A 21,143-nucleotide genomic window follows, 5' to 3' on the forward strand; every position below is an offset into this window, starting at 1 on the left:
TTCTTAACAAAAAATGCAATAAAAGAACAGGCAATCTATAACAAAATTAGTTGATTGTTCATAGGCAGATTTCCCGACAAAATTTTAACTTTGTCCGCAAAAATCATAAATTATATTATATCGCAACGTCAATCAAAATCCTAGTATCATACATACCCTTTTTCCTTCAAACTAACATATTTATTTTCCCCAATGATCAAATGATCTAACAATTCGATTCCGACAATTTTCCCGGACTCGGCAAGTCTTTTTGTCACTTCAATATCTTCCTTGCTTGGAGTCGGATCACCAGAAGGATGATTGTGGACGCAAATGACGGAGGCTGCCGATCTGCGGACCGCTTCTTTGAACACCTCTCGCGGGTGAACAATCGAAGCGTTAAGGCTGCCGATAAATATCGTCTGCCTGTGCATCACCTGGTTTTTCGTATTCAAGTACAGGCATACAAAATGCTCCTGTGTCAAAAAGCGCATATCATTCATTAAATATTTCGCACCGTCTTCCGGTGAGCGAATCACATAGCGTTCATCAAGGGTATGGTTGGCGATGCGCCTGCCGATTTCAACTGCCGCGAGGACATGGATCGCTTTTGCCTTTCCGATCCCTTTAATTTGAGTGAGCTCTTCCAGTGTAGCATCTTTCAGAAGACGCAGGCCCTCAAACTGGGCAAGCATTCGGTTTGCAAGCTGGAGGACTGATTCCTCCCGCGATCCAGTACCTAACAGCAGGGCAAGCAATTCATGATTGGAGAGGCTTTGGGGGCCATTCTGGACAAATCGCTCCCGCGGCCGCTCATTTTGCGGATAATCTCTGATCATTAATGAATTTGTAGACAATAGATTTTCCTCCCGGTCATTGATTATGACGAGGGAAGTGTAGAAGAAGTTTCTGTGGCATTCTTTTAATAAGGAAGGTTGTAACCGATTTTTCTTAACTCCCTGATCAACTTGGATACAGGCAGTCCTACAACTGTGTAATAATCCCCACTGATCTCTTTAACAAGCATGCTGCCGAATCCCTGGATTCCATAGCCGCCCGCCTTATCGAATGGTTCACCGCTCTTTATATAGATGTCGATTTCTTCATCTGACAAATCCCAGAACGTCACATCTGTTTTTTCATAGAATCGCGTTTCCTTCTCAGGGGAGATGATCGATACTCCTGTGTAGACTGAATGGGTGTTCCCAGACAGCTTTTTGAGCATCTGTAAGGCTTCTTGTCCGCTTTCAGGCTTTCCAAGGATTGTTCCATCGTGGACCACGACAGTATCTGAGCCAATCACGAAACAACCTGGATAATCTTGAGCCACAGTTCCCGACTTTCTGGAAGCAAGCTCCATAACCACTTCAGCAGGGCTGAGGGACTCACTGAAACTTTCGTCTGCATCACTGCTCGAGATTTCGAATTCCAAGCGGAGGTTTTCAAGAAGTTCTTTTCGCCGTGGAGAAGAAGAGGCTAAAATGAGGCGTTGCATAAAATCACCTTTCTTTTCTTTTTGCATCAAAGGGAGATACAAGCTAATACTATCAAAGTTCACCAATTCAAACAATCTAAAGTCCTTATTCTGGCAAAAAAAATCAGAGCTTGGCGCATTTTGCCGAAGGCTCTGTTATTTTGTACAATTTTCCGAGAAATATTCTATCTGTCATGTCTGTTGCTTTGTTACTTTCCAATCATTTGATATGCAGAAAGGAATGCCAGGAGGCTTTTCTCCATTTCCGCCAGCTGATTGGCATCCTTACTTTTCTGGTAGCTGATAAAAGCAACACCCGCCCTCTCCATGCTCGCCTTAGCCTTCAGGACGGTTGGGTCTTTTATACTCTTGTCTTCAATCTTGCTTATCATGTTCTGGGACTTTTCTACTTTCTGGACTTCCTCCGGCGCAGCTGCTGATCCGCTCATCAAGATAGGATAGATTTCCGGTGCCTGCTTGAGGAATTCCGATTCAGCTGCTGTTAAGCCGTCTGCCGTTCCACCTGAAATTTCAAATGGTTTAGCGAACACCTCAACCCCTTTGGCTTTTAGTGCCTCCGCCTGTTGCTTGGCAGCCTCAATGCTCCCGGCAGTTCCTAAATAGACGGCGAACTGGCCATTCACAGGAAATACTTCAGCTGGGACTCCCTGGCCTGCCAGAAGATTCACCCTTTCCTTGGCAGCAGCCTCTGTAGTGAAAATGCCATTCTGGACGACAAAGGTCGGGATTGAGGTTAACTCAATCGACTCCTTCCCGGCTGCCGGTTTCTCTGCTGGTTGGCCGGCTTTCGGCGTAGTGACGGCTGGTGCAGCTGTATCTGGTTCTGATGGCAGGAATTTAAGGAATGTTACTCCAAACGCCGTTCCGAGCAAAACGGCAAAAAGTACATTCATAATAATAGTCGTATAAAGGCGATTGTTTTTTTTAGACTTCGTATTCCAAACCGAAATGCCAATCCCTTTCTTTTTTGGTTTTTTTTCTTGCTTCGGAGCGATTTTGTATTCTTTGATGATTTCCTCTTCGACAGGATCAGGCAAGATCCAGTCAAAGCTTTCCTCGGTCTGTTCCTGGGCAGCCGCTGTTTCATTCAACGCAGCATCATTGTCCAGCGGATACACCCTGCTTCGGCTTTCTTGGCTCTCATTGATCTGGTAACTGCTGCTTTTTTCTTTATTATACCTTGGCTTTTCAAAGGAATCTTCTTGTACAGGTTTCTTGATGGTTCCATTATCCTTAACTTTTTTGTCTGCCTGAACCGGACGGTCCTTGCCATTAATCTTGATCGTGATCGTCTTTCCATGCTTGTCCAATGCTTGTACCTCCCCCTGCCCGTTCCTATTTTGCTCCATCCTATCATAATGGCAAAAAAAAATAACAAGACTTTTGTCGTCTTGTTATAGAATGCTTTCGTCAATTTTTTTACTAGATTTAGTTTTCGTCCGCACTCTCGGTATCATCCGCTTCCGACTGCTGTGATTCTACTAGATTATCCTCTGAATAATCGCCGAAAGTCGGGAACGGGTTGCGTTTGTTGGCTGGGGCTGGGGTTTCGATCTGCATTTTGTCACCTTTGTCATTCTCCAGTGGGAAATAAAAAGCAGAAAGATTAAGAGTGAACGATATGATTTCCTTTTGTTCTACATCATAATCAATACGATCAGGTCCTTCAAAGTCAATGGACTCAATGATGACTTCTCTTTTCGATTCTTCGAGTGATTGGATGAATTTCTCCAAACCTTCATATCCCTTAGTTTTGACAGAAAGTGTTACTGAGGTTTTTTGCAGGCCCTCCGGCATACTGTCTGACATTTCAACATTTTTGTCATTTGTTTTAGAATCATTTGATTCCTGATCAGAATCTGCTGCAGTTTCCTTCTGATCCGCAGAATCTTTTTCTCCAAACTCCATTAACGTAATGGTACTGTCAGAAACTATTTCTGCTTTTTCGAAATTCAGGATCAACTGCTCCGTGAATGGTTCTTTCGGAATGATTTTATATAATTCTGAAGCACTCTTTATTTCCCCAGAAGGAACTGAAGTCATCCTTTTTTCGTAGGCAGCCTGTAGTTGTTTTTCCGTTTTAAGCTGCTGTTCTTTCTGTATAACATTTTCCTTCAGCGGACTTAAGTATGCGATTGAAATAATGAAGTACAAAATCAGCATGATGAGCAGGCTGGATATAAGAATAAAGATATCTTTTTTTGAGAATTGGAGGTTCATGATTCTTTCCCTCCAGTATTTTGATATTCCTTTGTGAAGAATTCCCTATTAAAATGAATTTCAAATTCTGAATAATAAGTTGGCATAAGAACCTCTGTGGCTTCCGTATTCGAACTACTGCCAGATTCCTTTCCCTCTTCTTTCACAGCTTCAAGAGTCAAAATGGAGGCATTATTAACCCATTTAGAGTGTTTAAGTGAACTTAAGAAATAGGCAGCATCTCTTGAGGATTCGAATTGAACTTTAACACCGACGATCCCTTCACCATTATAGCTTAATGATTGTATGAACCCTTGTTCAGGGAGCAACGCAATAAGGATTCTGAGCAATTTTACCGTTTCTGGAGTATAACTTTCAGCCCATGTAACAGCTCTCTGCAGATTTCCCGTGGAATCACTGCTTTCTTGGTCTGAAATTTTGGTTTGTAAGGCGGTATTTAATTTTTGCATCGATTCAATCTCTTGATCCACTTTTTTCAATGAAGTTTCATTCATTCTTGCCTGAACAAAAACCCCAATGGAAACCAGAACGAAGATGAACAGTAAAATAAGTGCGATGGAAAGTGAAGAAGATGTTTTATGTTCTTTTTTGGGAAGTAAATTAATTTCTACAAGCATCTTCATACCTCTTTCAACCCAAGTCCTAAAGCCAAATAATGGGCTCGTGAAATTCCGCTTGCTGCTTCAGGCAGTTTTTTTTCCAGAGTAACTACCTGGATTTCAAAGCGTTCACTCATTTCGTTAATGATTTTTGTCATCATAGGATGATCGCCATTTAATAAGATTTTCGTGATGGAGTTTTTGCCGTGGGTAAGAGAATATCGATAAAAGTCGAGCAATTTGTTGATTTCCTTATAAATATCTTCGAATTGAAACACAAATTCATTTGCATCCCCTTCAAAGGACAACTCCTGGGTACCAGATATCCCTAACTTCACTTGCCAATCAGATTGCATTTCAACCGGAATATGTCTCATAAATATCGGTATTGTCCCCTCGAAGATACACATACTGACCACCCCTAAATCAAATTGAATGGTCATTAGATTTTCATTTTCTTCTGAAAGACCAAGAAAGTGATAGAGTCTATAGGCAGCAAGTGGAGAAATATCGGCAGCCACTGGTTTAAGTCTTGCTTCTTTTAAGAGGTTAGCATATTCCAAAACATACTCTTCTGGAGCAGCAAACAAAAGGATTTCCCTTTTATTATTTTCTACACTTACTGGAAAGGTATCAAAAACGGGTTCATCAAAAGGCAAATGAATGCTTGAACCCAACTCGAGATAAAGGTATCCTTGAATCTCATCATCTTTAACATCAACAGGGATCGCGACTTTACGAATGATCACCAGCGAATCAGGCACAAGGAATCTAACTTCTCTATTCTTGATTCCCCAATCTGCTATACACTCATCAAGGATGAAAGATAGCGTTTCGACATCCTGAATCTTACCATCAGAAATAATTCCAGCAGGAAGAAAACGTTCTCCCGTGGCTGATACAACAATCGGGTTTCTTTGTTTTAGTTCAACATACCGAATGGAGTGGTCATTCAATACAAGATTAATCATCTTTTTTCGTCCGGTAAAGATGGATATAGCCATGATCAAAACTCCTTCAATCAAAATCCTGATGTTAATAGACTCATATATTCTGCGATCAAATAATCCCCGAAAAAGTATGCAACAAGTGTACCCAACGCAATAAATGGACCGAATGGAATAGTTTGTCTGCGTTTTATGGCTCCAAGAAGAAGGCCAATGACACCAAAGAACGCTCCAAACAATGTGGATAAGAAGAAGGAAAGCAGCAGCATTTTCACTCCAAGCACGAAGCCCACCACTGCAAAAAGCTTGATGTCTCCCCCGCCCATGCCGCCCTTACTGACAACAGCAATCAATAACAGGAGAAAAAAGCCTACTGCAGCACCAGCGAGGGAATCCCACCATGGAATAAGAGGAATAAAAACTCGTTCAATAAGGAACAGACCTGCAAAGAACATCAACACTTTGTCAGGAATGATCATATACGCTAAATCTGAGACCGTAATGATAACCAACATAGAAATGAGAGTTAACGCAATCACTAACTCTCCACTCCAGCCAACAATCAATGGTGCGATCGCAAAAAGCGCACCAGTCAATAACTCAAAAAAAGGATAAACGGGCGAAATGCGCGCCTTGCATTGGCGGCATTTCCCCCTCTGTATAAAATATGATAGTATCGGTATTAATTCCCAGGCAGTCAATTGATGGCCACACTTCGTACAAGAAGAACGCGGTGCCACGATTGATTTCCCTTCTGGCACACGCAGAGCTACTACGTTGTAGAAGGAGCCTAGAACTATACCAAATATAATAAGAAAAGCCATTTATTCAGTGAATTCAGCTAGTTGGTCTTCTGTAACACTAGCATTAGCTGAAGTATTAGGAAGTACCTCCGAGGCATCATGATTCGAGATGGAATATACATTTGTAACTGGATTAAAAGTCACAGTATAATCATCATCCTTCACTTTCGATACATATTTTCCTAAACCCGCATATCCTGCTGCACCTTCTGCCCCTTCTTCAGCATCATGTTTCCACTGATTAAAGCTATCATCCTCTGCATGAGCTAATTTTGCGGCATTGATTATAGATAATGCTTCAACCACCTTTGCATTATCTTTGGATTTTTGTATAACATTACCAATACTTGGAACCGCAATAGCAGCAATAATCCCTATAATCACAATTACAGCCAAAAGTTCTACCAAAGTAAAACCTCTCTGGCTTTTCAATTTCTTTTTCATGTTTTTCAACATAATATCCCTCTCCTTTTAGGTATTTTCACCTATGACATATGCTATATGTATCTATCAAACAGTATAACGGATTGATAGAAAAAATAGAATGATAAATATTGTTTTTTGTAAGTTTTTGTCGTGTCAGCCTACGTGGTTGAAAATCTCGAACATTGGGACCATGATAGCGATGACAATCGTGCCCACCAATCCTGCCAGCAGGACGATCATGAGGGGCTCAATCAGTGACTTTAATTGGTCTGTGCTGTGTTCGACTTCTTTTTCGTAGAAGTCTGCTACTTTACTGAGCATGGCATCCAATGACCCGGTTTCTTCTCCAATTGCAATCATCTGAGTTACAAGGGGTGGAAATGCCCAGTGATTTCTCATCGGCCCTGTTAATGACTGGCCTTTTTCCAATGAGTCTCTTGACTCTCTTACCACTTTGGCTAGTACTTCATTTTCTACTACTCTTTCGACAATGGAAAGTGCTTGCAGAATGGGAACAGAGCTTGCAAACAATGAGCTTAATGTCCTCGAAAATCTGGCAATCGCTCCTTTTTGGAGCAACTTTCCGAAAACCGGAATTCTTAACAGTGCGTAATCAAGATAGTATTTTGTCTGTCTATTATTCTTCAATACCATGATGAGCAGTGTGATTGCCAAAGCCAATAATATGATGAGCCACCAAAACGATTGCATGAATTCACTCGCATTTAGCACGAATTTTGTGATTCCTGGAAGCTCTCCTCCAAAGTCTGAGAACATGTCAACGAATGTAGGGACTACTGCCACCAGCAGAAAAATGACGACAATGATTGCCAATGCACCTATGACAGCCGGGTAACTTAAGGCTGCGACGATTTTCTTTCTTGTATTATGTTGTTTTTCGTAATGCTCCGCTAATCTTTCCAATGTTTCATCCATATTCCCGCCAGCTTCTCCTGCTTTGATCATATTGATAAACATCGGCGAGAAGATTTTACTATGCTTTGCCGCAGCATGGGATAGCGGATTTCCTTCACGCAGCTCTTGTTCAATATCAAAGAGTGCCTTCTTTAGCGCTTTACTTTCTGTTTGGGCAGCAAGAATCTTTGTCGAATCAACAACAGATACACCTGCTTTGAGAAGAGTAGCAAATTGTCTTAGGTAAATGACAAGATGTTGCAGTTTAACTGGATTACCAATGGTTATTTCTTTTGTCAACAGTGATTCCTGGATCTCTAAGATCTCAGTCGTCCTGATTCCCTCTGTGCGAAGCTTTTCAAGGGCTTCCCTTTTGGTAGAAGCGGTAATCGTCCCCGAGCGCTTTCCTGAACGGTCTCTTCCGGTATATTTAAATCTAGCCATGAATTACACCATTGTTTCCTGAAGATAAGGTTCTGCAGAATCCCTGGAAATCATCCCTTTTTGGACAAGCTCCTTCACATCCATTTCAAGGGTGTGCATGCCATAGGAACGGGAAGTTTGCATGATGCTGATGATTTGATGGATTTTTTCATTCCGGATCAAGTTTGCTACTGCCGAGTTATTAATAAGGATTTCTGTTGCTCCGATCCTTCCTTGCTTTTCTATCGTTGGGAATAATCGTTGCGAAATCACAGAAACGAGCACTGAAGCAAGCTGAATACGTATTTGTGCCTGCTGCGATGGCGGAAAGACATCGATAATCCGATTGATTGTTGCTGGAGCACTTGAAGTATGCAATGTACCGAAAACAAGATGTCCAGTTTCAGCCGCCGTAATTGCTGTCTGAATGGTTTCCAAGTCTCGCATTTCACCGACCAGAATCACATCCGGGTCCTGTCGCAGGGCGGCTCTCAATCCGTTGGCAAAGTTATTCGTGTCAAACCCCACTTCACGCTGATCAATAATCGAGCTTCCATGCTTGTGTAAATATTCAATTGGATCTTCTAGTGTGATGACGTGCTTCCTCATTGTTTCATTCATATACTGTATCATCGCTGCTAGAGTAGTAGATTTTCCGCTCCCTGTAGGACCCGTTACAAGTACCAATCCTTGTGGCTTCTCCGATATTTTTTTCAGTATTTCCGGAAGTTTAAGATCTTCAATGGTCGGAATACTTGTAGGAACAATACGAATGGCCATGGATACACAGCCTCTTTGATGATAAGTATTAATCCGAAAACGTGACACACCAGGGATTCCATAAGAAAAGTCCAGCTCGCCTTGTTCCTTAAATCGTGCCCACATTTTTTCAGGGATAATCGCCTTTGCCATTCCCTCTGTTTCTTCAGGAAGAAGCGACTCTTTGCCATACTTTCTAAGATCCCCATTAATCCTCATTACAGGAGGCACACCTACTGTTATATGGATATCTGACGCTTTTAGCTCAAAACCTGCTTGAAGCAGTCGTTCAATTTTATCTTTCATCTACTCTCCCCCGCTATTCTGCAATGGCTACTCGGAGGACTTCCTCTGTGGTAGTCAATCCTTGTTTTACTTTCAATAGTCCATCATCAATCAGGAAAATCGTTTTATTTTTCACGGCAATTTCACGAAGTTTATTTACGTTTTCTTCATTCATAATCGCTCGCCGGAGTTCCTCATTTACCGAAAGAACCTCATGGACTGCCAACCTGCCGCGGTATCCTGTCATATTGCAGGAAGCACATCCTCTTCCTCTCCATACGGTGGAAATTTCAATTCCTCTTTTAGAGAAAATATCAAGTTCTCGTTTGGTTGGAGAATGGGATTCAGCACAATCTCGGCAAACTTTCCGAACGAGGCGCTGAGATACAACTCCGCTTAATGAAGATGCAACCAGGAATGGTTCAACCCCCATATCAATCAACCTTGATACTGATGTCAAAGCATCGTTTGTGTGCAAGGTACTCAGCACCAAATGACCGGTTAACGAAGCTCTTACTGCTACCTCTGCTGTTTCCTTATCTCTAATTTCACCAACCATGATTATATTTGGGTCCTGGCGAAGAATCGACCTCAAACCGGCTGCAAACGTCATCCCAACATTCGGATTAACCTGAATTTGATTGATTCCTTCAATTTGATATTCTACTGGGTCCTCTACCGTGATGATATTGACTTCTTCACTGTTCAATTTATTTAAAGCAGCATATAGAGTCGAAGATTTACCTGATCCTGTAGGGCCTGTAATCAAAACGATCCCATTTGGTCTGGATATCATACTGTTGAATCTCTTTAAATTTAAAGCATTAAACCCTAATTTGTTAATATCATTCAAAGTGCTGCCCATATCAAGCAGGCGGAGCACAATTTTTTCTCCATAAACTGTTGGTATTGTTGATACCCTCAAATCAACTGGGTGGAAGTCAAGATTGACTTTAAACCGGCCATCCTGTGGCACCCGGTTTTCTGTTATATCCAGATTCGCCATTATTTTAATTCTCGCTGTCAGCACATTCTGCATATGTTTAGGAAGGACTCTTTCAACCCGCAGCATGCCATCGATCCTATATCGAACAACTACTTTGGTTTCCTGGGGATCGATATGGATATCGCTCGCTTTACTTGCGCCTGCATTTGATAACAATTGATTGACGAGCCTGACAATGGGGGAATCTGCATCTGTTACCTTCTCTTCTATCACCGGTTCAATCGCATATTCCTGCCCGATTAATTCTTCAAAATCATCTTCGATATCATAGTATTTATTTATGGCCCGTATGATATCATCCTTAGTCGCAATAGCAGTCTCAATATGAAACCCCGTGGATAGGCGCAAATCATCAATGGTAAAAAAGTCCATCGGATCTGACATCGCTACATAAAGTTTGTCTCCCTCTTTTTTTAGAGGGATTACTAAATTACGTTTAGCTGTCTCCTTTGTGATCAGGTTAAATAAACTTGTATCAAAAGGATATCGATATAAGCTAATATGCGGAATCCCCAGCTGGAACTCCAGCACTTCAATTAACTGCTGCTCTGTTATATAACCTCTATGCAGCAGGGCATCACCGAGCTTTTGTTCAGCTGGTTTATCGTTTAGAGTGGTTTGGAGTTGATCTTCAGTCAGCAGTCCAGATTCAATCAATAAGTCTCCAAGTCTTCTGCGAGTCTGTTTCATCTGTACGCCTCCTGATTATTTGGGTTCTTCATTCGGTTTACCCCACAATCTGTCTTCCCCACTGTCATCTGTTTCTGCATTAGAATTATTTTCCTGATTTTGCTCAGTTGTTGCAGGTAACTGATTCTCTGTGTTAACCGCCGGCGTTTCATTCATGGGATTACCATTACTGCCATCACTTTCCGAATTAGCCAATGATTCCGTCCCCTGTTCTGCCTGCTGTTCTGATATTTGATTACTATTCGGATCGATTCCATGGACTTCTACTCGATGGATTGGCTGATAAAAATCTTCAGAGATCAATTCGGATTCAATTAATTCACCCGTAGATGCTATAGTCTCTCGATAGACTATCCTCATTAATCCCGGTTTCCCTTCGGTTTCAACCGATTTTTGACCAGGCTCCAAAAGAGGTGTATAACGCTTGATTGTCCTTGGCTTAAATTCTAGTGTTTCTGTAAGATTCATCTGATATTTTGAAGAAAAGGGGATGCCTATAACAGTGATCTCTAATTTCCCCTTATCAATTGATAATCTAATGTCGTACCGATTCTCATTAGGATTGTAGAATGAAAAATCAATGTTCTTGCTAAAATCAATTTTCGCTTCAAGGCCAAGTTGAATGTTTTCAGGCAGTTCTCTTCCAATGTTTCTTTCAGTTATTGTGAAGTTTGTTGACATCAATGCCTCAAATAGGGCTGATGAAACTATGCTCATTTGGTGAGATGATAACTGATTCAACTTTTTTCCTTCTACTAATTTCATCAATGAAACATTAGTATGCGGCTCGATCGGTATCTGAGAAAATTCTTGTACGAATGTTTCAATGTCAGCAGAATCTTTACCTAACTCTCTGGATGAAGTAGCAACAACTAAGGGCTCTTCTTTTGGCAAGTAATCCTCTACTCTTAGAGCAAGTGACGGAACAAGTTCGGAGGCTGCTGATGATAAGTCGTTGAGCAATTCAGCCATATCCATTGCTTGAAAGTTTATTTTAGGAGTTAGCAGTTGCAAAGTATTTTCAATGTTTTGTTGTTTGACTTCTATAACCAAGTCATTTGCTTGTCCATCTATTCCTGATTCAATTGATTCGTTCACTAAAAACTTGAAACTGTTAGTATCCACCTTCTGGCTAGTTCCTTTATATTTCAGCTCAAAAGATGCATTCTCTTGCCAATTTTTTATTTGCTCTTTTAACAACGATGTTGCCTGGTCTCTCGATTTTCCTGAAACGCTGATTGGTCCAATTGTTGTTTGTTCTTGAAATGTATCCCTTTCTACAAATGAGCTAAAAACAACAGTAGAAAACTGGGAGAAACCTAATATAAATAGAGAGGCAATGGTCAAAACCATTGTGACTTTAAAACGCTTAAAATTGCTACCCATTGTCATACCTCCCGTTTATTTGGCTTCTATGTAATCCCACGATTCCTCTTCTGCATCATTGGATTTCTGTTGAAAGTCCAACATCTTTTCAATATCACTAAGATATCCTTGTTTAGAGTCAGATGATTCTCCCATTGCATCTTCTTGCTGATGAGCTAGTAAGTCACTTTCTTCATTTTCCAATTTCAGTTTAATTCCACTTATTGGTTCCTCATCTTTCATATCGTCAGAAGCTGTAAAACTATTAACTAATTTAGGTCTTGTTTCAACTGGAGCAGGATTCACGGTAATCATTTCTTGGTTGTTTAGGATTTTTATAGCTTCAGGACTTTTATAAATTCCTTTTTTTCTTTCGGTAATCAATCCAACTATGATAGAAAAAAGGATGATAAGCAGAATGGCTTGCCATTGCACAAGCAATGCAGTTAATCCAGTGCCAATCAAACCTATTAGTAATGTACCAACAGCGACATACCATTTCCCCCGTTTGGTTAATCCAAGCGGAATGTATACTATGAGTGGGATGACAATTGCTGCTGCTAAAATCGAGAAGAAAAATTCTATCATTTCCACACCTCATTTATGATTATTGATACGATGCCTCAAGGTCTATGGTATTAACATTCCATTCAGACATTTGGGATTCCTTGGGTGAATAAATGACTTTCTTCGCGTATATTCCACTATAATGATTCGCCGATGTGATTGTTCCGCAACTTTGGGAGGTAGTAGTAACCTGCCCTTCGACACTTCCATAAATTCTCAAAGTACCTTCTATACAAAGAAGCCCCTGGTTTCCGTTTCCCGGGTTATTCTGTTTTACATCAATGTTTTCTATATATGCATCTCCGTAGACGACAACATCGCTATTACTTTCAATAAACGAATCACCTTTTAGATAAAGGTTACTCTTAAATTCCAATTCTGTGTTTGAGCTCGCTGTTAATCCCTGCTTGAAATAAGTTTTCTCTTTAAATACAGGATCATTGTTGGACGGTATCGTCACATGAAAAGTAAACAACATAGGAGTAACAAAAGGACCATTGGTAGTAATCTTGTCTTCATGCTTTACCTCCATTCCCTTGAGAGGATCAGGGAATTTGTCATTAAGTTCTCCTCGTGCAATATTCAACTCCGCGTTAATCCTGCTTTCTTGCTTGTCTTCCGCCACTCCTATTGAAGTAAAAATAATCTTTATTTCCTCTTGGTCCTCTATGTGAGAAGAGGTAATTTTAACATCTTCGATTTTGTATAATGGGTAGGATTTATCTTTTTTTATTTGGAAAGCCGTCTCAAACGGCAGTTTAGTTTGAAGCAACTTTTCAGTATCCAATAAGGATGCTTGTTTATTTTCACCTATTATAGAAGCGGCCTCCCGTTTCATATGCGTAACACCCATCTCCGCAAGATTAGTCGCTTTAATCTTACTTCCGGTATGAGCTATCTGCTTGGAGTTATTAGCTGCCATTCCAACAATCGTAATTCCGATTATGGAAAAGATGGTCATCATCAACAACACGACTAGCAACACGGATCCCTGTTCGTTTTTACTCATCCGAAATTCCCCTTGCGAATAAAGTTCTTAATGTATAGGAGTGGTCTCCCTTTTTTATCTTCAATGTCATTTCAAGAGGCAGTTTTGTATCAATTTGTAATGGCTCATCTGAATAAGTATGATTTTCATAGACTACTTTAGCCATATAGCTATAATTACTTGATATGGACTTTCCATCAAGTAATACTTCATCGGATTTTATTTCTAATTTATAAGCAGGATCTTTCAAATGTTTATTCCGAATCGTTTCGGCTATTAGCTGTGCTTCCTGCTGAAGAAATGCTTCCTCTTTGCTGGATTCTCCCTGTTTGATCCCGGTATGAAAAACAGAGAATGCAAGAACGATAATGATGCCCGTTATTGTAAGTGCGGCTAATAACTCTACAAGGGTAAAACCGTTTCTTTTCATCCAGGGTTCACTCCTTGTAACCAAAAGTTTCATAAACATTCTTATATGTGTCGTTACTTTTCTCTTGAATCGAAACTACTATTAAATTCAGGTCCATTGGTAAATTAGTATTAAATGAGTCAGCGTGCATAATTTGGACAACTGGATAATACTTTTTTTCTCCAACTTCAAGGAAGAAACGTTCGTTAGAAGCGAAATCTGTACCATATAATTGATTCCATTCTTCAACTGTTAAATCGGCAGTATAAGGGGATTTTTTAATAATATGTAAAATTTCCTGGCTTAGCTGAACAGCAGAACTTCTGCTTTCATTATCCGAATTAAAAATCTTCGCCTGTAAAAAAAAGCCTGCAAAAGAAAGGAGTACGATCGAAAGCAACGCAACTCCAAGGGTAACTTCAAATAAATGATAACCTTGTTGGTTTAATCTTTTAGACATTGGCCGCTCCTTCTTTCGCAGGATCCTCATACTTTCTTCCTATTATACTAGCAAACGACACTATTTGACACCATGAATCTGCAGCAATAACTGACAATTAAACTTAAATTTAATAGAAAAAATACCACCTGAAAAAGTGGTATTCCAATCATTTCACATATTCCGCAACCCGGTTCCTACCGGATCGCTTCGCACCAACATATAAAGCCCGGTCTGCATGTCTAATCAATGCGAGTGAATCTTCGGCATCTTGCGGGGCAGTGGCTACGCCAATTGACGCGGTGATATTTACCTCAAGCTGCTTTCCTTCGGCATCCATTGATTGCAGTAGTGTGAAAGGATTATCTGCAATCAATAGCCTTATTTGTTCTGCCAGTTTCAGGGCATCGCCTTTCATCATGTCTGGGAGCAGGATGACGAACTCTTCCCCGCCATAGCGGGCAACAGTGCCGATATCTCCGATTTTTTTCCTAAGCCGTTCACCAAGCTCGATTAAAATCTCATTACCACTTTGGTGTCCGTAAGTATCATTGACGGATTTGAAGTGGTCGATGTCGAGCAGAATGAGGGATAAACGATTTCTATGTCCGAATTGCATTTTTTCATATTCCAGGGTCAGCATGTTTTCAAAATAGCGATAATTGTATAGTCCCGTCAGTGCGCAGCGTTCGCTATTTTCCTTTGTTTTCTCATGGTGCCTTGCATTTTCGACCGCCACCGCAAAATGGGAACATAGGATGTCGATAATCATCAGCTGTGATTTTTCGAATGCCCTTTTTTTATTTGCGGCCAGGACGAGGACACCGATCACCTGGTTGTTCCTGACGATTGGTACACCGAGGATACTTTCTGCACCTGCCGGAATATAGCCTGAATTAATATGCTTCCATTGTTTTTTCGAATGGAAAAGAACAGGTTTTTTCTCTGCCCATACAAGCCCGCTTATTCCTTTCCCTTTTCCAAGAGGCTCAGCAACCGGATCCAGGACTTCCCCGAATTCCACTTTATGAATGAGTTTTAATTCTTTATCTTTTTCTACATCCAAAATGTAGGCATAGTCAACTGGCAGCATCTCAATCAGCTTTTGAACAAAGAGATCAAGTACATCCTCTGATTTAAGCCTTTCTGCCAGCTGATGGCCTATTTCAGCCGCACTCTGCAAAAATTGATTTACCTTATCACTTGAATAATAGAGACTGAGGATAATAGACAAACTTGCAAAAGGAATCCCGACGAATAACAGCGCGACTGCGCCCATGTCCTTGCTTAGTTCGTAAAGAACAAAGCCAATTGGAAAAGTGATTAGGGTTGTTACGGTTTCCCAAATAAAGTCTTTTCCAAAGTATGGACCTTCCAGCTTAAAAAGCAGTGCCTGGATTGAAACCAGAATGATCGTATTGATGCCAAAGTTGCTGATCCCGTACACAACTCCAAGAAATAAATAGTACGGATCAGATGACAGATGCTCACCATGTGTTCCCCCAAGGGCATAAAACAACAGACCGCTGCATAACGAAACAATGAAAAACATCAACGAATTTAAAGGGAACTTGTAGATATCAGACTTTGGAACTCTGAGCCTGATTAAAAGCGTCAGTACAGAAACTTGCATTAACATCATTTCTATGAAAATACCATATTTAAGGAAAACTGCGAGTGATACCCACTGGATTAAGAAAATAGGGGTATTGTTGACAACGAGCGGCATTGCAGCCACAACGCTCATCAGGATGAGAAATGGGATAACTTCCCATATACTCACTTGTACAGGTGGATAGACTTGATAGGTAATCCAAATCCCGACTGGAACCATCAACAGCCAGGCAAACCAAATAGATTTTTTGATCACAGGGCTAATCTTCATCTATCCACCTCCTCTTCATCTAGGTAAAAAGTCTTACTCATTTAAATATTAGCAAATCTTTTGTCGAATGTCATAATTTTCTTATTTATTTTTCAAAACGTTCACGATAATAGGTTTTGCTTCTGATAAAAAGTAAAGAGAGCCTGTAACAATTAAAATTTCATCTTTGTTCAATTCACTTATTTTCTTATCGAGAAAATCCATATAATTAATCGCAATATTTTTATTCCCGCTGTTGCTTCCAACTTCCATTAGTTCTTCTGCAGAAGCTGCCCGCGGAAAGTCGAATGTTGTGAACGTCAGTTGGTCGGCAACACCTTCAAGAGTCGCGATCATCTTGTCCAATTTCTTGTCTTTTAGTGCTGCAAAAAGAATGCTAATCTTTTTATCGGCATATCGAGAATTAATTTCACTTGCGAGCGCATTTATTCCTTCTTCATTATGCGCTCCATCAATCAGGACTAAAGGATTTTCACTTAAAATCTCAAGCCTGCCGGGCCAGTATGCTTGAGATAGACCTTCTCTAATATGCTCTTCCTCGATCATAAACGAATAGTAGTTTGCAAGCACCTGACTAGCCATTACTGCACAGGCAGCATTTTCTACCTGATGAGAACCGATCATCGATGTTTCCAGCTTCTGAATCTCACCGAACATGCTGGAAAATGAAAATTGTTCTCCCCGTTCTAAAGACTCTCTTGAACTTGTTGAGAACTCATCCCCAAGTTGGTACAGAGGAGACTTGCTTTCAAATGCTTTTTTTCTAATGACATCCAGTGCTTCAGGCTGTTTCACTCCGGTAATGATGCCTACGCCGTTCTTGATGATACCTGCCTTTTCAAAAGCTATTTGTTCATATGTATCACCGAGTATCGCTGTGTGATCCAGACCAATGCTGGTGATGATGGAAAGCAGCGGATGAATGACATTAGTTGAATCGAATCGGCCGCCGAGACCTACCTCGTAAATGGCTACATCCACAGGGGACATCTTCGCAAAGTAGTATAGAGACATTGCCGTGATAACTTCAAATTCGGTCGGTCCACCCAGTTCAGTTTGGTCCAATTCATCTGCCAGGGGCTTGATCACATTTGTCAGCTCAATTAGTTCCTGATCATTAATAGGCTGGCCATTGATGCTGATTCTTTCATTGAATTGCTCAAAGTATGGTGAGGTAAAAGTTCCAACTCTATACCCTGCACCTTGCAAAATCGAGCGAAGAAAGGTGACGGTGGAGCCTTTTCCATTCGTACCGCCGATATGGATCGTTTTAATCCTTCTTTCAGGATGGTCCAGTCTTTCTAGCATCCATTCCATTCTTGTAAGTCCTGGTTTGATCCCAAGTCTCAATCTTGCATGGATCCAATCAATTGCCTGCTCATATGTATCAAACATGTAACACACCTCAATTCAAGATGAAGACGAACCAATATTGGTTCGCCTTCAAATTTTTGATATTTAATTAGTTCCTCAGTTCGTTTATGCGTGCTTCGACTGCTGCACGTTTTTCAACATAGTCTTTTTCCTTCGCGCGCTCTTCTTCAATGACTTTCTCAGGTGCTTTCTTGACAAAGCCTTCGTTGGAAAGCTTCTTCTGGACACGTTCGACTTCTTTATCCAGCTTTTCTTTTTCCTTCTGAAGACGGGCGATCTCCTCGTCGATGTTGATCAGGCCTTCAAGCGGCATGATGATTTCGAGACCTGTAGCGACAGCTGTCATTGCTTTTTCAGGAGCGTTGACTTCAAGTCCGATTTCCAGGTTCTCTGGATTACAGAAGCGGACGATGTAACCACGGTTGTTTTCCAGCATGCTTAACGTCTTTTCGTCCTTCGCCTTCAGGAACATATCAACCTTTTTGCTGAGCGGCGTGTTCACTTCAGAACGGATATTCCTTACCGAACGGATGACTTCAACGAGCAGCTTCATATCTTCTGCAGCCTCTTTATCAGTCAGAGCCGGGTCAACCTTCGGCCAGCTTGCAACCGTAATGGACTCCCCTTGATGAGGAAGGTTCTGCCAGATCTCTTCCGTAATGAATGGCATGAATGGGTGAAGCAGGCGCATCGTGTTGTCAAGAACGTATGCAAGGATGGACCTTGTCGTCTTCTTGGCAGCTTCATCTTCGCCATAGAGCGGAAGCTTCGCCATTTCGATATACCAGTCACAGAAATCATCCCAGATGAAGTTGTAAAGCGCTCGGCCAACCTCACCAAACTCATAACGGTCTGAAAGTCTTGTAACAGTCTCAATCGTTTCATTCAGCCTTGTCAAAATCCATTTATCTGCAACTGATTTCTCGCCGCTCAAATCGATTTCTTCATATTTCAGGCCGTTCATGTTCATCAGCGCAAAACGTGATGCGTTCCAGATTTTATTGGCGAAGTTCCAGGTTGCCTCAACCTTTTCGGTGCTATAACGAAGGTCCTGGCCCGGCGAGCTTCCAGTTGTCAGGAAGTAGCGAAGTGAGTCGGCTCCGTACTGGTCGATGACATCCATTGGATCAACACCGTTTCCAAGTGACTTACTCATCTTCCGGCCATCTTCTGCACGAACGAGCCCGTGAATCAATACATCTTTGAATGGACTCTGTTCCGTAAACTCTAGTCCTTGGAAAATCATTCTTGAAACCCAGAAGAAGATAATATCATAGCCGGTTACTAGTGCTGCTGTCGGGTAATAGCGCTTGTAATCAGCTGCTTCTTCATTCGGCCAGCCCATTGTTGAGAATGGCCATAGTGCTGAGCTAAACCATGTATCAAGAACGTCGTTATCCTGTTCCCAGTTCTCAGGATCTGCCGGCGGTTCATGGTCTACGTATACCTCGCCTGTTTCTTTATGGTACCAGGCAGGAATTCGGTGGCCCCACCATAGCTGACGGGAAATACACCAGTCACGGATGTTCTCCATCCAGCGCATATAGGTATTTTCAAAGCGCTCAGGTACAAAATTAACTTTTTCTTCTTTGCTCTGAAGGGCGATTGCTTCATCAGCAAGCGGCTGCATTTTAACGAACCATTGAGTGGATAGATATGGCTCAACTACAGCGCCGCTGCGCTCAGAGTGTCCTACTGAGTGCATGTGCTCTTCAATTTTGAACAATACGCCAGCATCCTGAAGGTCCTTGACGATTTGCTTGCGGCAATCGAAACGATCCATACCTTGGTACTTGCCAGCTTTGGCGTTCATAGAGCCATCTTCGTTCATCACAAGTACTCTTTCAAGATTATGGCGGTTTCCGATTTCAAAATCGTTAGGGTCATGTGCAGGAGTAATTTTAACTGCTCCAGATCCGAATTCCATATCAACATAATCGTCGCCGACAATCGGAATCTCACGGCCGACGATTGGCAGGGTTACCGTTTTGCCGATTAAATGCTTGTAGCGGTCATCTTCTGGATGAACAGCAACCGCAGTATCGCCAAGCATTGTTTCCGGTCTTGTTGTTGCGATTTCGATATGGCCACTGCCGTCTGCGAGAGGATATCTCATGTGGTAGAAAGCACCCTGGACATCTTTGTGAATAACTTCAATATCAGATAATGCTGTTTTCGCTGCCGGGTCCCAGTTGATGATATATTCGCCGCGGTAGATCAAGCCTTTGCGGTATAAAGAAACGAAAACTTCTTTTACAGCTTTTGATAATCCTTCATCCAATGTGAAGCGCTCGCGGCTGTAATCAAGGCCAAGCCCTAGCTTTGACCATTGCTTGCGGATATGCTGGGCGTATTCCTCTTTCCATTTCCATGATTCCTCAAGGAACTTTTCGCGGCCCAATTCATAGCGGTTGATGCCCTGGCTGCGAAGTTTTTCGTCAACCTTTGCCTGTGTCGCGATGCCAGCATGGTCCATTCCCGGAAGCCATAAAACATCGTAGCCCTGCATCCGCTTCATGCGGGTAAGGATATCCTGAAGCGCTGTATCCCACGCATGGCCCAAGTGCAGCTTCCCAGTTACGTTCGGCGGCGGAATCACGATTGTGTAAGGCTCTTTCGTTTCATCATCCTTCGCTTCGAAAAACTTCCCTTTGATCCACCATTCGTAGCGTCCTTGCTCAATCGAAGACGGATCGTATTTAGTCGGCATTGACAAATTCTCTTCCATCAGTTTTTCCTCCATTCAAATGCATTTCCTTGTCAGAAAAGCGTAAGCGCCTTGTTCAGCCCCGACAAGCGCTGGAGGGCCGACCAGTGAAGTCGTTCTTTGACTTCATTGGGCGGACCGAAGCGACTCGAGGGGCTAGGCGCTGAAGCTAGACAATTCTCGAAGTGAAAATTGTACTTTCTTACCTTAAATTAAAAAACTCCATTCGCCATAAAAGGACGAATGGAGTTTGTTCGCGGTACCACCTTTTTTCCCAGCAACGGTAAAAACTGAGTTCTGCTGCTGGCTCAAATACGGATAACGGCTCTTCACCGTCGCCTGTTACTGGGAGTATTCCGTTCCCAGGCGATGCTCAAGGGCGACCTTCCATGGTTCCTGCTTAGAAGTCCTCTCAGCTACTGGACTTCCTCTCTTCAAGCTGGCTGCTCATGTACTCTTCCCTGTCTAAGCTTTGCTTTATAGTGTTTTTGTATATTAGTTATACTACCCAAAAAAGGGGATTGACGTCAATCATCATTTCCTACTTTTTATTATTTTATACTTCTTCCGCCTTCTTGTGCGAACATTTAGCACATTTTGGGCCAATTAGTCATAGAATGAAAACAGGGATACCTGATTGTTTGGAGGGATGGCGATGAAGAGACGAAGGTATAATCCTTATACACTCCCGCGGTGGGCGAGGACGGCGCGTGCAGTATGTGCTCAGCTCATTATTCCTTTTTGCGTGTTCCAGGGAATCCGCACACTTTTCTTTCCGACGACATTTGATGTCTTCCTGTTATCAATATTCATCTTGGTTGCATTGGCAATCAAATTCGAAATTATTTAAGGAGCCAAAGAG

At 41.7% G+C, this 21,143-nt stretch carries 20 protein-coding genes and 1 other annotated feature; of the genes, 1 reads left to right on the forward strand and 19 read right to left on the reverse strand.

Annotated elements, in window-relative coordinates; all coding sequences use genetic code 11:
* Positions 1–146: 146 nt before the first annotated feature.
* From radC to J7E32_RS08555, 19 genes are all read right to left on the reverse strand, one after another.
* Positions 147–818, reverse strand: a complete 672-nt coding sequence (gene radC / locus J7E32_RS08465; protein WP_214906513.1) for a RadC family protein — start codon at positions 816–818, stop codon at positions 147–149.
* Positions 819–901: 83 nt separating this feature from the next.
* Complete coding sequence (locus J7E32_RS08470) at positions 902–1,474, reverse strand: Maf family protein (protein WP_214906394.1); 573 nt, start codon at positions 1,472–1,474, stop codon at positions 902–904.
* Positions 1,475–1,662: 188 nt separating this feature from the next.
* Entirely contained in the window at positions 1,663–2,784 is a 1,122-nt protein-coding gene (locus J7E32_RS08475) for an SPOR domain-containing protein (RefSeq protein WP_214906397.1), read from the reverse strand.
* 118 nt (positions 2,785–2,902) lie between these two features.
* Complete coding sequence (locus tag J7E32_RS08480) at positions 2,903–3,694, reverse strand: hypothetical protein (protein WP_214906399.1); 792 nt, start codon at positions 3,692–3,694, stop codon at positions 2,903–2,905.
* A complete protein-coding gene (locus J7E32_RS08485) occupies positions 3,691–4,311 on the reverse strand; it encodes a PilN domain-containing protein (RefSeq protein ID WP_214906402.1) in 621 nt (206 codons plus the stop codon). Before J7E32_RS08485 ends, J7E32_RS08480 begins: the two co-directional genes overlap by 4 nt.
* Positions 4,312–4,313: 2 nt before the next feature.
* The gene (pilM, locus tag J7E32_RS08490; protein ID WP_214906406.1) at positions 4,314–5,297 is read right to left on the reverse strand and encodes a type IV pilus biogenesis protein PilM; all 984 of its coding nucleotides are present in this window, start codon (positions 5,295–5,297) and stop codon (positions 4,314–4,316) included.
* Between the two features lie 17 nt (positions 5,298–5,314).
* Positions 5,315–6,064 carry a prepilin peptidase gene (locus J7E32_RS08495; RefSeq protein WP_214906409.1) on the reverse strand — a complete coding sequence of 250 codons (750 nt, stop codon included), beginning with the start codon at positions 6,062–6,064 and terminating at the stop codon, positions 5,315–5,317.
* A complete protein-coding gene (locus J7E32_RS08500) occupies positions 6,065–6,499 on the reverse strand; it encodes a prepilin-type N-terminal cleavage/methylation domain-containing protein (protein ID WP_214906412.1) in 435 nt (144 codons plus the stop codon). It lies immediately after the preceding gene.
* A gap of 123 nt (positions 6,500–6,622) precedes the next feature.
* Complete coding sequence (locus J7E32_RS08505; RefSeq protein ID WP_214906415.1) at positions 6,623–7,828, reverse strand: type II secretion system F family protein; 1,206 nt, start codon at positions 7,826–7,828, stop codon at positions 6,623–6,625.
* Between the two features lie 3 nt (positions 7,829–7,831).
* Complete coding sequence (locus J7E32_RS08510) at positions 7,832–8,872, reverse strand: type IV pilus twitching motility protein PilT (protein WP_214906418.1); 1,041 nt, start codon at positions 8,870–8,872, stop codon at positions 7,832–7,834.
* Between the two features lie 13 nt (positions 8,873–8,885).
* Complete coding sequence (locus J7E32_RS08515) at positions 8,886–10,547, reverse strand: GspE/PulE family protein (RefSeq protein ID WP_214906420.1); 1,662 nt, start codon at positions 10,545–10,547, stop codon at positions 8,886–8,888.
* A 15-nt stretch (positions 10,548–10,562) separates the two neighbouring features.
* Entirely contained in the window at positions 10,563–11,933 is a 1,371-nt protein-coding gene (locus tag J7E32_RS08520) for a G5 domain-containing protein (protein WP_214906422.1), read from the reverse strand.
* Positions 11,934–11,948: 15 nt separating this feature from the next.
* Positions 11,949–12,500 (reverse strand): hypothetical protein, encoded by a 552-nt coding sequence (locus tag J7E32_RS08525; RefSeq protein WP_214906424.1) that lies wholly within the window; start codon positions 12,498–12,500, stop codon positions 11,949–11,951.
* A 19-nt stretch (positions 12,501–12,519) separates the two neighbouring features.
* Complete coding sequence (locus tag J7E32_RS08530; protein ID WP_214906425.1) at positions 12,520–13,488, reverse strand: hypothetical protein; 969 nt, start codon at positions 13,486–13,488, stop codon at positions 12,520–12,522.
* Positions 13,481–13,897, reverse strand: coding sequence for a PulJ/GspJ family protein (locus J7E32_RS08535; RefSeq protein WP_214906426.1), 417 nt, complete (start codon positions 13,895–13,897; stop codon positions 13,481–13,483). Before J7E32_RS08535 ends, J7E32_RS08530 begins: the two co-directional genes overlap by 8 nt.
* A 7-nt stretch (positions 13,898–13,904) precedes the next feature.
* A complete protein-coding gene (locus J7E32_RS08540) occupies positions 13,905–14,336 on the reverse strand; it encodes a type IV pilus modification PilV family protein (protein ID WP_214906427.1) in 432 nt (143 codons plus the stop codon).
* A gap of 148 nt (positions 14,337–14,484) precedes the next feature.
* Positions 14,485–16,200 (reverse strand): sensor domain-containing diguanylate cyclase, encoded by a 1,716-nt coding sequence (locus J7E32_RS08545; protein ID WP_214906428.1) that lies wholly within the window; start codon positions 16,198–16,200, stop codon positions 14,485–14,487.
* Positions 16,201–16,281: 81 nt separating this feature from the next.
* On the reverse strand, positions 16,282–17,595 hold the full coding sequence (locus tag J7E32_RS08550; protein WP_214906430.1) for a bifunctional folylpolyglutamate synthase/dihydrofolate synthase: 1,314 nt from the start codon (positions 17,593–17,595) through the stop codon (positions 16,282–16,284).
* Between the two features lie 67 nt (positions 17,596–17,662).
* On the reverse strand, positions 17,663–20,302 hold the full coding sequence (locus J7E32_RS08555) for a valine--tRNA ligase (RefSeq protein WP_214906433.1): 2,640 nt from the start codon (positions 20,300–20,302) through the stop codon (positions 17,663–17,665).
* 211 nt (positions 20,303–20,513) lie between these two features.
* Positions 20,514–20,758 (reverse strand) — a binding site (T-box leader).
* Between the two features lie 178 nt (positions 20,759–20,936).
* Between J7E32_RS08555 and J7E32_RS08560 the strand changes: the two genes are divergently transcribed.
* Positions 20,937–21,131 carry a hypothetical protein gene (locus J7E32_RS08560; protein ID WP_214906435.1) on the forward strand — a complete coding sequence of 65 codons (195 nt, stop codon included), beginning with the start codon at positions 20,937–20,939 and terminating at the stop codon, positions 21,129–21,131.
* Positions 21,132–21,143: the final 12 nt, after the last annotated feature.

It is taken from the genome of Bacillus sp. ISL-55, assembly GCF_018613155.1.
GTDB lineage: Bacteria > Bacillota > Bacilli > Bacillales > Cytobacillaceae > Mesobacillus.